The following is a 13,260-nucleotide window of genomic DNA, read 5'->3' as shown; positions in this document are numbered from 1 at the left end:
TGGCTGGTTCAGGCCATCCCCGGTCTAGCGGCAGCGGGCGGGGGCCCTACTCCGACGAGGCCATCATCGCGCCCATCGCCGTGGCTGCCTTCACCGCTGTCCTCATTGCTGGAACCGCACTTGCGGCGGCGACTGGCAGGCCCCCGAGTACAGCAGCCTGGGGTCGACCCGATCAGTCGGGGGCGCTGACGAAGATGCAGAAGGGATGGCCGGCCGGGTCGGCGAATACGTAGAGAGCCTCCTCTTCGTCGTCGGAGCGGTCGAGAAGCAGCGTCGCTCCCAGGGTCATCGCTCGCTGCCTCTGCAGTTCCAACTCGCTGAGATCGGGCACCGTCGTGTCCAGGTGCATCATCTGGGGTGGCTCGCCATCAGGCCATGCCGGACGAGGGAGATCAGGCACCTGCTGAAAAGCAAGCTGGACGCGCCGATCCGGGTCACGAAGCACGAGCCAATCGGCCACGTGACCTTCCGAGTCGGCTTCATCGCCTGGCCGGTACACCAAGCCGAAGAGCTGGCGGTAGAACTCAGCGAGCGCACGCACATCAGTCGCGTCGATCACTGTCTGGCTGATCCGGGGAAATGGGGTGCTCGCCTCGCTCATACTTGTGTCTAGCAGTGGCTCCGGCTGCCGGCCACCGGAGTCGACCAACGATGCTGATGAGGTGCGCTGTGGCGTCACATGGGCGTGGTGGATGCCCCGGCAGGGCAGGACCGGAAATAACCGTGACTGCCCCGGTGTTGTGCCCGGTAGACTGACACGTGTTCGTCAGCAGTCCTGCGGGAGTGCGCAACGGATGTGTGACAACTCAACAGGGGGGTGATCGGTTTCGACGACGGTTGTCGTTCCAGGAGAAGCGGGTCGAGGATGCAAGGTCATCTCGTCAACGCTCCTTGCAAACCAATAGGTGCCGATTCCAAGCGCACCGACTTCGCCCTCGCCGCCTGAGCGAGCGTAGAAGTCCGTCAGCCCGGGGTTGCTCTCGACCCGGTTCCTGGCGTCATCTAGAGAGCCACTGCTCGTAACCCTCGTCATCGGGGTTGCGGGGACATTTAGGTGACTGAGCCCGTCAGCGACTTGTCTGCGTGATCGCTGGGGCTGAGAAAATCTGCTAGCAGACTGCACCCGGAGAAGTCCTGGTTCCGCACTGTCGGACGCGGGTTCGATTCCCGCCACCTCCACCAATGACGAAGGACGGCCCATACGTTTCGGGCCGTCCTTCGTCACTCTGCGGATTAGGCGGTGACGTCGAGAATCCAGGTGACGCCGAAGGTGTCAGTGAGCATCCCGAACCCGGGGCTCCATGCTGATGCGGCGAGCGGCTCGATGATCGCCGCGCCCTCGGAGAGCTTGTTCCAATAGCGCTGCACCTCGTCCAGTGCGTCGGCGCGCACCGAGACGAAGAACGGTTGATCGGTGATGGTGAGGCCGTCCTCACGGCGCGTCGAGCCGGCCTCGGCTGCCGCGCCTCCGGACTGGCCGGGGATGTCGTAGGCCATCACCCGGAAGCCTGTTCCGGACTCGACCTGGCCGAAGACGACGTTCTCGGCGCCCGGTGCTTCCTTAGGCATGCCGAGGTCGCCGTAGGTCGCAATCGTGATCTGGCCTCCGAAGACGGACTGGTAGAACTCCAGAGCCCCGCGGGCGTTGCCGCGGAAGTTCAGGTGAGTGGTCGTGGTGATGCTCATATCTGCTCCTAGTGAGAACGTCGCCGGGCTACTCCCTGGCACGGACCACTCTTCCCTCTGTGTAGGACAGTTTTCGTCCTACACTCGAACTACCATCGAGACATGACAGCGACCACCTCGCGACTCCTCACCTTGCTGTCCCTGCTGCAGACTCGGCGCGATTGGCCGGGCACCGTGCTCGCCGAACGATTGGGCATCAGTCATCGAACGGTCCGCCGCGATGTCGACCGGCTGCGCGAGATGGGGTACAACATCCAGGCGACGATGGGGCCGGATGGTGGCTACCGCCTCGACGCCGGCAGCGAACTGCCGCCGCTGCTTTTCGATGACGACCAGGCGATCGCGTTAGCGATTGCTTTGCAGGCGGCGGCCGCTACCGGTGCCGGTATCGAGGAGGCAGCTGTGCGCGCGCTGATCACGGTCCGGCAGGTGATGCCATCCCGCCTTCGCCATCGTGTGAACGCGTTGGAGTTCACGGCGATCCCGGCGCGACCGGGTGAGCAGGCGCCCGGTTCGGTGTCGCCGGATGTGCTCATCGCGTTGTCAATGGCGGTCCGCGCGCACGAGGTGCTGCGCTTCGACTATGCGAGCAGCATGCAGAGCGCCGACGCCGACCAGGTGCCCCCACGCAAGGTGGAGCCTCATCATCTTGTGGCCTCTCACGGACGCTGGTATCTCGTTGCGTGGGAGCTGGAGCAGGACGACTGGCGCATTTTCCGCGCCGACCGCATCGCGCCGCGCACTCCGCGCGGGCCCAGATTCACGCCACGGGAGACGCCTGGCGGCGACGTGACCGCATTCGTTTCAGCTCGCTTCAAAGGCTCCGAGCACATCGACAGGTGGCCCTGCACGGGGAAAGCGATCCTCAGCCGGCCCGCCAGCCATGTCCTCCCTTTCGCAGGTGACGGCGTTGTCGAGGATCTCGGTCCCAGCCAGTGCAGCCTGGAAGTCGGATCCTGGTCTTGGGTGGCGCTAGCCGCCTTCCTCAACCGCTTCGATGCAGAGATCAAAGTACTCAACCCTCCCGAGCTCACCGAAGCGTTCGCGCAACTCGCAGCACGCAACGCCGCGACTGCGGCCGGTTAGCCACGCCGCGCACGTCCCAGATGGCGATGTGATCGGCTGGATCGTGCGCTCGTCACGGCCGAGGGGCACCCGGTCGCCTATCGGACTCGGTCACGATGCCACTGCAATCGCGACCGCCGGGTGTGCCGTGGATCAGGTGGCCGCAGATCACCACCAGTACGTGGGATAGGCGCGGCCTTCCACCGTGGATCGGACGAGCCCCGCGGCCACAAGGACCGTGGCCGCGAGTCCGGCGCACAGGACGAATGAGACCTGACCAGAGGGAGCAAGCGTCCCGATCACTGCGGTTGCCGCGGCCGGGGAGTGGGAGGTCCGCGTTGCCAGCATGGCCCCGAGCGCGAGACCGCCGGCGATCGCGGCGGCCCAGAGCGAATGACTCACCGCACCGACGCCGATGCCGACAACGGCCGAGACCAACTGCCCGCCGATCACATTCCGCGGCTGAGCCAGCGGAAGTGTTGGCGCACCCGCCACGAGCGCCATGCTGGCCGCCATCGGCGGGATGAGAAGCACGTGGCCACTCAGCACTCCCAGGAGCACGAGCGCACTGAGCGCGACCGCTGATGTCGTGGTCGCCCCGAGCAGCGTCGTCAGCGATGGCCGAGCAGGAGCCCGGCTAGCCCACGTCGGGGCCGAGGTGGTTGTCATCGAATGCCTTTCGGACTCGCGAGAACGGCCGTTCTCGACTGCTTCATGTAACGTAGAGAACGAGCGTTCTCAGGTCAAGTCCGTGAAGGAGCCATGGTTCATGCCGTCCACAGCCAGCGACCCGGCCGGTCTGCGTGATCCGGTGCGCGACCCGTTGCTCGATTCCGCCGAGTACCTGTTCTACGAGCGTGGGTTCCAGGCGGTCGGGATGGATGAGGTGCGGTCCGCGGCTGGGCTGCCCCTCAAGCGGATCTACGCCCTCTACCCGGGTAAAGAAGCGCTGGCCGTGGCGATGCTCGACAGGAGAGACCGAAGGTGGCATGCCGATCTTGGTGCGTACGTTGACCGCTTCAGCGGCGCCGAAGAACGTGTGCTGGCCGTCTTCGACTGGCTCTCCGAATGGCTGGCAGGCCCGGGACACCGCGGTTGTGCGTGGATTAACGCCTTCGGAGAGCTCGGCGGCACATCTGAGGACATCACGGCAGCGGTGCGACGACATAAGCGCCGGTTTCGTGATTACGTGACCGAGTTGGTCCGCTCGACGGGATCGTCAGTGGAGACAGCCGAAGCGGTCATTCTTCTTGCCGAAGGCTGCCTCGTCACGGCGGGAATCACGGGCACAGCGACCCCCGCCACGCACGCCCGATCGGCAGTACGGCGTCTGCTCGAGCCGCCGCGCTGAGCAGGCCGGCTCGATCGCGCACCCTCGATGCAGGTCAGTAGGTGCACCTTGACCTTGACCTTAGGTCAGGCAGCAGTCTCCTCGCATGAGCACCTCGAAGCCCGACAATGCGGCCAGTTCCGTGAGTTCAGGATGGACCGGCATGGTCCCGGTCGACGATACTTCCTTGGCCGTGACCGACACCGGCGGCCCCGGCACTACCGTCCTCTACCTGAATGGCTCCTATGCCTCTCAGCGGCACTGGCGGCGCGTCATCGACGCTCTCGGCCCACACTGGCGACACATCACCTTCGACGAGCGGGCGCGCGGAAAGTCGAAGCGCTCAGCGGACTACTCGTTCGAGGCGTGTGTGCGTGATGTCAGCGCCGTCCTCGACGCACGCCGGGTGCATCGCGCGTTGCTGGTGGGCTGGTCCTACGGCGCGCTCGTGGGAGTGCACTGGGCGAGCAGAAATCCCAGCCGCACGGTCGGCGTGGTCGGGGTGGACGGCCCCGTACCCGTCTGGCTGGACCGATGAGGACTCCTTCGAAGAGATCCGCACGCTGTTCCGGCGCGCGGGCTGGCTCCTGCCGCTGGTGCACCCACTGGGCCTGTCCGCCCGGTTCTCGGCAGAGCAGCACGCCGAGGTCAACATCGAGGTGCACAAGATCCACGCCGCCCTCGAGCCGATCCTCATCGGGATGACCGTCCCGGTCCGGTACGTCATCGCCTCAGGGGAGGCCCTGGGAAGCCGGGACGATCTCCAGGAACAGATGCGGGCCACTCTCGTCCCGGTGCTGGAGCGCAACTCGAACCTGGGAGTGAGCGCGAAGGTCGCCAGCAACCATGGCAGTGTCCTGCGCAGAGATTTCCCAGCAGTTGCCGAAAGCGTCCGTGAGGTCGCCGCCCTCGATCAGCGGCATCCTTGAGGATATGGATAAAGGGCTCACGATCAGCCAAGCGGCGGAGTACGTCGGCGTCACGGTCAAGACCGTGCGGCACTACCACCGGCTCGGACTGGTTGACGAGCCCGCTCGGGACAGTTCCGGCTACCGGCGTTACGAATCGGCCGAGCTTCTGCGCTTGGTCCAGGTGCGGACACTGGCGGGCGCAGGTGTGCCGCTCGCGGAGATCGTGCCCATGCTCGATGCCGGCACCGAGCAGTTCGCCGCCGCCTTGGCCGACGTCGAGCGACGCCTGAGCGGCAGAATTGCCGCACTGAGTGCTCGCCGCGACACATTGAACCGGCTCGCCGATGGTGACCGGGCACTTCTGCCCGATCGGGCCTGCGCGATCCTCGACCGGATGGTCGAGGCCGGTTTCCATCGTGACTACGTGGCCGGCCAACGCGAAGCTCTGGTGCTGACGCGCGCGCTCGAGCCTGAGGGATTCGACGGCTTCCTCACCCAGCTCGAACTTCGGCTCGACGACTCCGACTACGTTGACCTCATCAAGCGCGGATGGGAGGCAGAATTCTGGGAGCTGGACGATCCGCGGATACCGGAGCTCGCGAGCGCCATGGCGGATCACTATCTCGCCCACCCTGCACTGCTCGGAAGCCCGGCGAGTCTGCAGGCCTGGGCCGATGCCCCCGCCCAGTACCGAGTGATCAGCAGCCATCGTCACAATCAGGCACCGGTCGCGGCTCGACTGACCGCGCTGACCGAGGCCAAGCTCCGGGCCGCTGGCATACCCGTTCCGGGCCGTTGATCGCGCAGGGAGCCATCGCACCAAGAGAGCACTGGAACGCCCGACTGCGCCTCCCGAGCACGCGCGGGGCCACCTGGACGAGGTGCGCGCCCTGGCCGACTTCGGCGCGCGAAGGTCGCGCCAATGCGTTGCGACGCAAGCGGTTCCTGCTAGTTGATCGGAGGGGCTCCGGCGTACTCGGAGCGCTGTGCTGGCCCAGCCGCCTCATAGACGAGAATGACCAGCCCTGAAGACGTGGCGCCGTGCTCGATGAGTCGAAGTCCGATATCGGCGTCCGGGTGAGCGAGCAGCCGTCTGCCTCGACCCACGACGGCTGGTGCGACGGCGAGGCGGAGCGTGTCGACCAGCCCGGCAGCGAGTAGTGCTGAGGCGAGCCGGGAGCTGCCGTGAATCTGAAGCTCCCCGCCCGGCTGCTGCTTCAGAGCGCGCACCGACACGAGAGGATCCCCGCGGAGCACCGTCGTCGGGTTCCAGTGACCTTCGGGGAGGGTGTTGCTCACCACGTACTTCGGGAGGGTGTTCATCCGCACGGTGAACGGATCGGGCTCACTTATCTGCGGCCAGTCGCGGGCGAATGCCGCGTAGGTGCGTCGCCCGAGGAGGAGGCCACCGGCCAGATCAAGCCATTGCGAGGCCTGCTGTACGAACTCCTCGTCCAGGTACGGCACGAACCATCCGCCACGATCGAAGTCACCAGTGGTGTCCTCGTCCACGGAACCCGGCCCTTGGCTGACGCCGTCGAGTGTGACGAACTGGGTCACGGCGATCTTCACGACGCTGCTCCACTTTCGACAAGAGTGGCGAGCGCTGCGGTGACCGAACCCCATCCCTCGAAGAAGCCGAGCTCCTCATGGCGGGATCGAGCACCCGGTTCACCGTGTCGAACAATCGCCCGGTAGTCGGTGCCCTCGGGGTGATCGTCCAGAACGATCTCGGCGGTCATTGCTACCGGTTCGGGCAACGCCGGTCGCCAGTTGCTGTTGACCGCATTGGTGAACACCAGGCGGTGCCCCTCGTCGACGGCGATGAAGACCGAATCGGTGTGCGGGACGTAGTCGTGGCCGTTCTCGCTCATATGGGTGACGAACCCGCCACCCGGGCGCACCTCAAGTAGGTCCACCCGCGCGACTGACGGTGCCGGAATCCACCACTGCGCCACGAGTGCAGGGTCCGTCCAAGCGCGCCACAGGTCGTGCCTCGGTGCGCGGATCAGGCGATGGACCACGAGATCGAGTGCGGGATCGATGGCAGCGTTCATGGTGTGTCCTCCGTAGGGGTGACGAGGTGTTCGAGGCGGTCGGTGCGCGCCTCCCAGATCTGACGTTGGTCGGCGAGCCAACCGTTGAGAAGGTCGAGGCGATCTCGGTTGAGCGTGCACGTGCGCACGCGCCCGGTCTTCTGCGTGCGGATCAGGCCACTCGATTCCAAGGTCCGCAGGTGCTTCATGAATGACGGCAGCGTGATGGGGAACGGGCGCGCGAGTTCGCCGACGCTCGCAGAACCGTGCCCAAGGCGGTGGATGACCTGCCTGCGGGTCGGATCAGCGAGAGCGACGAGCACGTCGTCGAGAGCTCGCGAATACTTAGCCATGAAGCTAACTATTGCAGAGATGACCGAAGTGCCGCAAGGCGGCGGCATCCGGACTAGGTTGGTCGTGGGGTCGATCATCAGGAGGGGTGAGATGACGGAGTGCGCGATTGCCACCGACGGCTTGCGCAAGGAGTACCGCGGTGTACGGCGGCGCGTGGCGGTGGACGGTTTGAACCTTCGAGTGCCGGTGGGAGGGGTGCACGGGTTCCTCGGTCCGAACGGATCCGGTAAGACCACCACCATCCGGATGCTGCTGGGCCTGATCAGCGCCGACGACGGTGAGATCCGGATCTTCGACAAGGCGGTACCGCGGGAGCTGCCGGAGGTGATCGCCCGGGTGGGGGCGATTGTGGAGTCGCCGAAGTTCTTTCCGAACTTCACGGGCAGGCAGAACTTGGAGCTGCTTGCCGGGGCGATCGGAACCGGCCGCCGTCGGGTGCGACACGTGCTGGCACAGACGGGGCTGGCCGATCGGGCGGGGGACCGCTTCGGCACCTACTCCCTTGGAATGAAACAGCGGCTGGCGATCGCGGCCACGCTGCTCAAGGAGCCGGATTTGCTCATCTTCGATGAGCCGACCAATGGCCTCGACCCGGCAGGCATCCATGAGATCCGCACCACCATGCGGCGCCTCGCCGACGAGGGCCGCACCGTGCTGGTCAGTAGCCACATCCTGGCGGAGGTCGAGCAGATCGCTGACACCGTCTCCATCATCGGCCGTGGCCGGCTGATCGCATCAGGGTCAGTCGCTGAGATCATCGGCGATCGTGCCGTCACCGTGCGTGCCGTCGTCGCGGAACCGGACCGCGCAGCGCAGGCGCTCGCTGCGGCGGGCCTGAGTACGCGCGCTCAGGATGGTGGGTTGCTCGTCGAGGGGGCTGATGACCCCGCAACGGTGAACCGATTGCTCGCCGAGCAGGGTATCTACGCCAGTGAGCTCGGCGCGCTCCGCGTGGGCCTGGAGTCGGTGTTCCTCGAGCTCACCCAAGAGGTCGAGCTTGGGCGCACGCGGCGTCGAGATCGTCGCCGCGGTGCGGGGGAAGGGGCTGCATGATGCTGCTACGTACCGAGTTGCGCCGGATTCGGCTGCGTCGTCTCGTCTGGCTCCTCGTGATCGCCGGCACCCTGGCCAGTCTTGCCGTCGTCCTCACGTCGTGGACGGCTGCCCAGCCGGTGACGGACGAACAACGTGCCATGGCGCAGGATGCGTACCAGCGCGAGCTTGCCCGGTGGGAGGACGAGGGCGAGGAGATGATCGCCCAGTGCCTGGAGGAGCAGGAGAGGGTGTCGGAGCAGGACGGTGGGGAGGTCGACTTCGATTGTGACCAGATGGAGCCGCAACCAGAGTGGTTCCTTCCACCCGAAACCACACTGGACCAGCATGTGATGGGCACTGCACTTCCGCTCAGCACTCTGGTCCTGGCCGTGGTCGGGCTTGCGATCGGCACCACGGCGGTCGCCGCGGAGTTCGCCAGCGGCGCCATGGGCACATTGCTCACCTTCCAGCCACGCCGCCTTCGCATCTACGCGAGCAAGGTGGGCGCCGTAGCCCTCGCGACGATTCCGCTTTCCGTGCTTCTCACCGGGGTCATCGGGTTCGGGACCTGGGGTGCGTTCGCGCTGCGTGGAGCGGACTCCACAGTCTCTGATGCGATGCTCTGGATCGGTGTGAGAACGCTGGCGGTCGTTCCTCTCGCAGCTGTGGCCGGGGCCGTCCTCGCGTTCCTGGTCCGCTCCACTGCCATCGTGTTGGCGGTCGTGGCCGGGTACGCGATTGCTGTCGAAGGGATCCTGGTCTCGACGGTGAGCACCCTGACGCCCTGGTCGGTGCGCGGGAACCTGGTCGGCTGGCTCCAGTACGGCAACAGCTACTGGGTACAGATCTGCGAGCAGCAATCCGATGGCGGTCTACGTTGTGACGGTGTCGAGCAGACCATCTCGTTCGCCTGGAGTCTTGGTTACCTGGCTGTCGCTGTCGTGCTGCTCGTCGCCGTCGGCGCTGTGGTGTTCCGGCGCCGAGATATCACCTGACCTGCTCGCGCCACCTGACCTGCTCGCACCAGAGGAGGGCGCCGTCAGCCGAAGCGCTGCACGGCCAGTGGAGCCGCCTCTGCCATCTCCCGTACGGCCGGGTGCTCAGCCGTGGCGAACACCTCGCCGAGGGGGCCGCTGGCCACGAACCGGCCCTCTGCGAGGAAATGCACGCTCGGGCACATGCGTTCCACCAGCTCAAGATCGTGCGAGATGACCACGGCAGCGGTGCCCAGACGATCGAAGATCGATCCGAGCCGGCGCGCCATCTCCCCGCGCGTCTGCGGGTCCACAGCGGTGAACGGCTCATCGAGAACCAGCAGCTCCGGCCGGGTGGCCAGCGCCGTGGCCAGGGCGACCCGTTGGCGCTCGCCGCCGGAGAGCGTGATCATTGCGCGCTTGCCGAAGTGCTCGGGGAGCGCGACGGCGTCCAGCAGCTCCGCCGTCGTGGTGGCGTGCGTGCGCCCGGCCTTGCGGGCGATCTTCAGCGCTTCCTTCAGGTTGGCGGCCACGGTCAGACGTGGATCGGTGATGGTCATCGAGTCCTGGGACTGGAAACGTACGGCAGCGCGGAACTCCTTGGCCTCCCGGCGGGGGAGTCGGCGCACCGAGCGGCCGTTGAACGTGACGTCGCCGCGGGTGGGGCGTTCCGTCCCGCGCAGCAACCGCGCCAGCGTGGTCTTCCCGACGCCGGATGGTCCGACGATGCCCAACGGCGGGTCGCCGGCAGTGATCGTCAGCTCGACGCCGTTGATCACCGGGTTGCCGGGGTATCCGCCCCAGAGGTCGTGGGCTTGGAGGACCGAACCGGCCATGTGGGGCTACTCCTTCATCGTGAGGCGGGGACTGCCTGCATGCTATCCGCCGCATCTGCATGACCCTGCCGTCCACTCCCCAATGTCGACCGCTGAGTTCTGCGGCATCCAGGCGACCAGATGCCGCAGAAGCGAGCATTCGGCGGAGGCGCTGAGTCTGTCAGCGAGGGAGAGGACCGAGCAGCACATTCGCCATCGCGCCGTGCGCCGAGTCCTCGCTGCTGGGATGGAACATCCCGGCAAGCACGTCCCGGTACAGCCGGCCCAACTCGTCCCCGGTGCGGTAGGCGGAGCCGCCGGCCACCTGCACCGACGCCGTCACCACCTCGCGTGCCACCTCGGTCGCCCGCCACTTCAGCGCCGAGAGCCGCGGAAACCACAGGTCGCCATGGTCAGCCTGATCGTCCACGTTCCGGGCGAGGGCCTCGACCTGCTGCACCACGCCATCCAGGGTGATGCCTGCTGCGGCGACACGACGGCGCACGTCCGGATCGTGAGCCAGCGGTGCGCCGTCGTTTTTGCGGGACGTGCGCTGCTGCGCGGCCTGGACTGCCAGCGCCAGCGCACGCTCAGCAATGCCGGTGTAGACGGCGGCAAGGAGGATCTCGAAGGAGGCGAAGATGCCGAAGATCAACGGGTCAGTGCTCGGACCAGGGTCGATGCGGCGGATCACCTGCCCGGCCGGCGCGTGGGCCCCGCGCAGCAGGGTGGTCCGCGATTGGGAGGCGCGCTGACCGAGCGTGTCCCAGTCGTCCAGGATTTCCACCCGTCCGGCGGCCACCTCATCCCGGTGCACGAACGCGAACACCGATTTCGGCGCGTCGGGGCTGGTGGTGTCGGCGCCGAATACGCCGAGGCGGGTCCAGGCGGGGGCGAGCGAGGTGAAGATCTTGGTGCCGGTGAAGCGATACCCGCCTTCGCCGTCGGGCGCGGCATCGCACGTGGATCCGAAGAGCATCAGATCGTTCCCGGGTTCGGAAATGCCGAAGGCGAGGATCTCCCCGGCAGCAGCCTCGGTGAGCCCTGTATCCAGGAACGACTCGCCTCGCTCGCGCGCGATCTTCGCCACGGCCACCCAGACCTGGTGCATGTTGACTGCTAAGGCGGTGGCGGGCGCTGCCCCGGCGAGAGCGCGTTGCTCTCTGGTGAGTTGGGCGAGGGTCAAACCGCCCCCGCCGAGGTCAGAGGGGATGTGCGCGGTGAGGTAGCCAGCGGCGATCAACTCCCCGAGGTCCTCGGTGAAGAAGGAATTCTCCCGGTCGTGATCGGCGGCCCGCGCCCGGATCCGCTCGAGCAGGTGGGAATCAAGGAACCTCGGGTCGTGTCTGAGAGCCACTCGGGCAGCCTATCTGTGCCGGCCGAGAGCCACGTGGCCGGCTCGAGTAGCCGCCCACGAGCCGATGTGACACATGTGAATGATGTGACAGATGGGACGGTTGACACGGCAGTCGCTCACCAAAATGGCGGAAACACGCCGAGAAACGCCCGTGAAATGCTCACGCACCGGCGCTGTCGTCGTAGTGTGACGACAGCGCTCCTCGATCGGGGAGCGGCCACGAACGAAGGGAAACTCTGTGTCCGTCAACCGTACCGACCTCGTTGCCGCCATCGCCGAGAAGGCTGGCCTGACCAAGACTGACGCGGACGCCGCTCTGGGCGCACTGCAGGAGGTCCTGGTGGAGTCCCTGGGCAAGGGCGAGGCCGTCAAGGTCACCGGCCTGCTCAGCGTGGAGCGCGTAGAGCGCGCCGCTCGTACCGGCCGCAACCCGCGCACCGGTGAGGAGATTCAGATCCCCGCTGGTTACGGTGTGAAGGTCTCCGCCGGCTCGGCCCTGAAGAAGGCCGTCGCCAAGTGATCTCAGGCGGCCGTTGACGGCCGCCGTGACGAAGGGGCGTGGGAGTGATCCCGCGCCCCTTCGTCGTCTTCATGCGGTGGTCCCCACGCCGCGACGCGATCAGTCGAGCGGGTGCCCGGGGCAGCAGGCTCGCTGGAGCGGTGCACAGGGCGCAGGGGGAAGGGCGGTCAGTGGGCGGCGGACTCCCGGGCCTGGCGTTCCCGGGCGCGCGAGACTGCCTCACGCTCCCGCTTGACGGCCTCGCGGAGCTTCTTATTCGCTTCGCGCACCGCCTTCTCAGCCTCCCGGCGTACCGACCGGGCCTCACGGACCTTCGAGTCTTTCGGGAAGACGTCGGTGCTGACGGCTTCGGGAGGTGGCACGTGGGCCGGGGCTCCGGAGGAGCGACTCTCTACATATTGCTCGACACCGTCGAGCAGACGCTCGAGGCCGAAGAAGAGCGGGTCGGCGTCAGCCGTGAACACGCCGGCATCGAGGGCCTCTCGGAGCGCGGGAAATTGCTCGGCCGTGACGAGCGCGGAGATGGCATCGGCCACCTGCCGGTCGAGGTGATCCGGCGAGACACCCTCCGCACGCGCTCGGTCGTCGTACCCGCGTTCAACTTGGCCGGTCCATCGGGCGTGACCGGTGATCAACAGCAGCACGGCGGTCCGCTCGAGTGGGTCGAGCGGGGTCTCGGCCATGGCACTCAGCGCGGAGTCCAGCCAGGAGAGATTGGCCGGTGTGCTGGGGATTCCGCTGATCGGCAGATCGAGCATCCATGGATGGGCGGCGTACAGGGCCAGGGTTTCGCGGTGCCACTGGATCAGCGCGTCGCGCCAGGCAGGCGCCTCGGCAATGCTCAGGGGAGGAGTGCCGAGCGCCGCCTCGCCCATGAGGAGCAGGAGGTCGTCCTTGCTCGTGACGTAGCGGTAGAGCGACATCGTGGTGAATCCCAGTTGTTTCGCCACGGCGGTCATTGAGACGGCGTCGAGGCCGCCGGAGTCGGCGAGTTCGACGGCGGTGTCCACGATGCGCTCCAGGCTGAGTTCACGCTTGGGTCCGCGTTGCTGCGGATGAGCCGCGACCCCCCACGCGAGTGCGATGCCACGAGGGAGGGCGAGCTCATCGGGGTCGTCGGCCATGCCCCCACCCTAGTTCTGTTTATCGCATAGACAAATCTGTTTACGTCGCATAC

Annotated in this window: 17 protein-coding genes and 1 other RNA gene; 9 read left to right on the top strand and 9 right to left on the bottom strand. The window is 66.7% G+C overall.

The window, feature by feature from the left end; genetic code table 11:
- Positions 1–172 precede the first annotated feature (172 nt).
- Positions 173–601, bottom strand: coding sequence for a VOC family protein (locus tag LQF10_RS13355; protein WP_231064324.1), 429 nt, complete (start codon positions 599–601; stop codon positions 173–175).
- A 212-nt stretch (positions 602–813) separates the two neighbouring features.
- Here LQF10_RS13355 and ssrA point away from each other — a divergent pair.
- Positions 814–1,182: a transfer-messenger RNA gene (gene ssrA / locus LQF10_RS13350) on the top strand.
- A gap of 51 nt (positions 1,183–1,233) precedes the next feature.
- On the opposite strand, the gene LQF10_RS13345 is transcribed toward ssrA, so the two are convergent.
- Complete coding sequence (locus LQF10_RS13345; RefSeq protein ID WP_231064323.1) at positions 1,234–1,686, bottom strand: VOC family protein; 453 nt, start codon at positions 1,684–1,686, stop codon at positions 1,234–1,236.
- A 102-nt stretch (positions 1,687–1,788) separates the two neighbouring features.
- Here LQF10_RS13345 and LQF10_RS13340 point away from each other — a divergent pair, with 102 nt between their 5' ends.
- A complete protein-coding gene (locus LQF10_RS13340; protein WP_231064322.1) occupies positions 1,789–2,772 on the top strand; it encodes a helix-turn-helix transcriptional regulator in 984 nt (327 codons plus the stop codon).
- Between the two features lie 147 nt (positions 2,773–2,919).
- Here the strand turns inward: LQF10_RS13340 and LQF10_RS13335 are convergent, their stop codons facing one another.
- Entirely contained in the window at positions 2,920–3,420 is a 501-nt protein-coding gene (locus LQF10_RS13335) for an HPP family protein (RefSeq protein WP_231064321.1), read from the bottom strand.
- 100 nt (positions 3,421–3,520) lie between these two features.
- On the opposite strand from LQF10_RS13335, the gene LQF10_RS13330 reads away from it, so the two are divergent.
- From LQF10_RS13330 to LQF10_RS13315, 4 genes are all read left to right on the top strand, one after another.
- Entirely contained in the window at positions 3,521–4,102 is a 582-nt protein-coding gene (locus tag LQF10_RS13330) for a TetR/AcrR family transcriptional regulator (RefSeq protein WP_231064320.1), read from the top strand.
- Between the two features lie 85 nt (positions 4,103–4,187).
- Entirely contained in the window at positions 4,188–4,619 is a 432-nt protein-coding gene (locus LQF10_RS13325; protein ID WP_231064319.1) for an alpha/beta fold hydrolase, read from the top strand.
- Between the two features lie 58 nt (positions 4,620–4,677).
- On the top strand, positions 4,678–5,010 hold the full coding sequence (locus LQF10_RS13320; RefSeq protein ID WP_231064318.1) for a hypothetical protein: 333 nt from the start codon (positions 4,678–4,680) through the stop codon (positions 5,008–5,010).
- A 4-nt stretch (positions 5,011–5,014) separates the two neighbouring features.
- Entirely contained in the window at positions 5,015–5,791 is a 777-nt protein-coding gene (locus LQF10_RS13315) for a MerR family transcriptional regulator (RefSeq protein ID WP_231064317.1), read from the top strand.
- 149 nt (positions 5,792–5,940) lie between these two features.
- Here the strand turns inward: LQF10_RS13315 and LQF10_RS13310 are convergent, their stop codons facing one another.
- From LQF10_RS13310 to LQF10_RS13300, 3 genes are read right to left on the bottom strand one after another with little or no spacing between them, the layout of a single operon-like run.
- Entirely contained in the window at positions 5,941–6,564 is a 624-nt protein-coding gene (locus tag LQF10_RS13310) for a dihydrofolate reductase family protein (protein WP_231064316.1), read from the bottom strand.
- Positions 6,561–7,049: an SRPBCC domain-containing protein gene (locus LQF10_RS13305; RefSeq protein WP_231064315.1), complete on the bottom strand. Its 489-nt coding sequence runs from the start codon at positions 7,047–7,049 to the stop codon at positions 6,561–6,563. The genes LQF10_RS13310 and LQF10_RS13305 overlap by 4 nt, the downstream gene beginning before the upstream one ends.
- A complete protein-coding gene (locus LQF10_RS13300) occupies positions 7,046–7,381 on the bottom strand; it encodes an ArsR/SmtB family transcription factor (RefSeq protein WP_231064314.1) in 336 nt (111 codons plus the stop codon). The genes LQF10_RS13305 and LQF10_RS13300 overlap by 4 nt, the downstream gene beginning before the upstream one ends.
- A gap of 91 nt (positions 7,382–7,472) precedes the next feature.
- Between LQF10_RS13300 and LQF10_RS13295 the strand changes: the two genes are divergently transcribed.
- Together LQF10_RS13295 and LQF10_RS13290 are read left to right on the top strand one after the other, a co-directional pair.
- The gene (locus LQF10_RS13295) at positions 7,473–8,435 is read left to right on the top strand and encodes an ABC transporter ATP-binding protein (protein WP_231064313.1); all 963 of its coding nucleotides are present in this window, start codon (positions 7,473–7,475) and stop codon (positions 8,433–8,435) included.
- Positions 8,432–9,412: a DUF2705 family protein gene (locus LQF10_RS13290; protein ID WP_231064312.1), complete on the top strand. Its 981-nt coding sequence runs from the start codon at positions 8,432–8,434 to the stop codon at positions 9,410–9,412. Before LQF10_RS13295 ends, LQF10_RS13290 begins: the two co-directional genes overlap by 4 nt.
- 44 nt (positions 9,413–9,456) lie before the next feature.
- On the opposite strand, the gene LQF10_RS13285 is transcribed toward LQF10_RS13290, so the two are convergent.
- The gene (locus LQF10_RS13285; RefSeq protein ID WP_231064311.1) at positions 9,457–10,227 is read right to left on the bottom strand and encodes an ABC transporter ATP-binding protein; all 771 of its coding nucleotides are present in this window, start codon (positions 10,225–10,227) and stop codon (positions 9,457–9,459) included.
- A 160-nt stretch (positions 10,228–10,387) separates the two neighbouring features.
- Positions 10,388–11,563 (bottom strand): acyl-CoA dehydrogenase family protein, encoded by a 1,176-nt coding sequence (locus LQF10_RS13280; RefSeq protein ID WP_231064310.1) that lies wholly within the window; start codon positions 11,561–11,563, stop codon positions 10,388–10,390.
- A 238-nt stretch (positions 11,564–11,801) separates the two neighbouring features.
- Between LQF10_RS13280 and LQF10_RS13275 the strand changes: the two genes are divergently transcribed.
- Entirely contained in the window at positions 11,802–12,083 is a 282-nt protein-coding gene (locus LQF10_RS13275) for an HU family DNA-binding protein (RefSeq protein WP_231064309.1), read from the top strand.
- A gap of 167 nt (positions 12,084–12,250) precedes the next feature.
- Here the strand turns inward: LQF10_RS13275 and LQF10_RS13270 are convergent, their stop codons facing one another.
- Positions 12,251–13,207, bottom strand: coding sequence for a TetR/AcrR family transcriptional regulator (locus tag LQF10_RS13270; RefSeq protein WP_231064308.1), 957 nt, complete (start codon positions 13,205–13,207; stop codon positions 12,251–12,253).
- Positions 13,208–13,260: the final 53 nt, after the last annotated feature.

This window comes from Ruania halotolerans (assembly GCF_021049285.1).
Taxonomy (GTDB): Bacteria; Actinomycetota; Actinomycetes; order Actinomycetales; family Beutenbergiaceae; genus Ruania; species Ruania halotolerans.
This window is presented reverse-complemented; position numbering and strand designations above follow the sequence as displayed.

Coding starts and splice junctions, on each gene's coding strand:
- LQF10_RS13330 (WP_231064320.1), top strand. CDS start 3,521: ATGCCGTCCACAGCCAGCGACCCGGCCGGTCTGCGTGATCCGGTGCGC.
- LQF10_RS13345 (WP_231064323.1), bottom strand. CDS start 1,686: ATGAGCATCACCACGACCACTCACCTGAACTTCCGCGGCAACGCCCGC.
- LQF10_RS13340 (WP_231064322.1), top strand. CDS start 1,789: ATGACAGCGACCACCTCGCGACTCCTCACCTTGCTGTCCCTGCTGCAG.
- LQF10_RS13335 (WP_231064321.1), bottom strand. CDS start 3,420: ATGACAACCACCTCGGCCCCGACGTGGGCTAGCCGGGCTCCTGCTCGG.
- LQF10_RS13325 (WP_231064319.1), top strand. CDS start 4,188: ATGAGCACCTCGAAGCCCGACAATGCGGCCAGTTCCGTGAGTTCAGGA.
- LQF10_RS13355 (WP_231064324.1), bottom strand. CDS start 601: ATGAGCGAGGCGAGCACCCCATTTCCCCGGATCAGCCAGACAGTGATC.
- LQF10_RS13295 (WP_231064313.1), top strand. CDS start 7,473: ATGACGGAGTGCGCGATTGCCACCGACGGCTTGCGCAAGGAGTACCGC.
- LQF10_RS13270 (WP_231064308.1), bottom strand. CDS start 13,207: ATGGCCGACGACCCCGATGAGCTCGCCCTCCCTCGTGGCATCGCACTC.
- LQF10_RS13300 (WP_231064314.1), bottom strand. CDS start 7,381: ATGGCTAAGTATTCGCGAGCTCTCGACGACGTGCTCGTCGCTCTCGCT.
- LQF10_RS13305 (WP_231064315.1), bottom strand. CDS start 7,049: ATGAACGCTGCCATCGATCCCGCACTCGATCTCGTGGTCCATCGCCTG.
- LQF10_RS13285 (WP_231064311.1), bottom strand. CDS start 10,227: ATGGCCGGTTCGGTCCTCCAAGCCCACGACCTCTGGGGCGGATACCCC.
- LQF10_RS13315 (WP_231064317.1), top strand. CDS start 5,015: ATGGATAAAGGGCTCACGATCAGCCAAGCGGCGGAGTACGTCGGCGTC.
- LQF10_RS13290 (WP_231064312.1), top strand. CDS start 8,432: ATGATGCTGCTACGTACCGAGTTGCGCCGGATTCGGCTGCGTCGTCTC.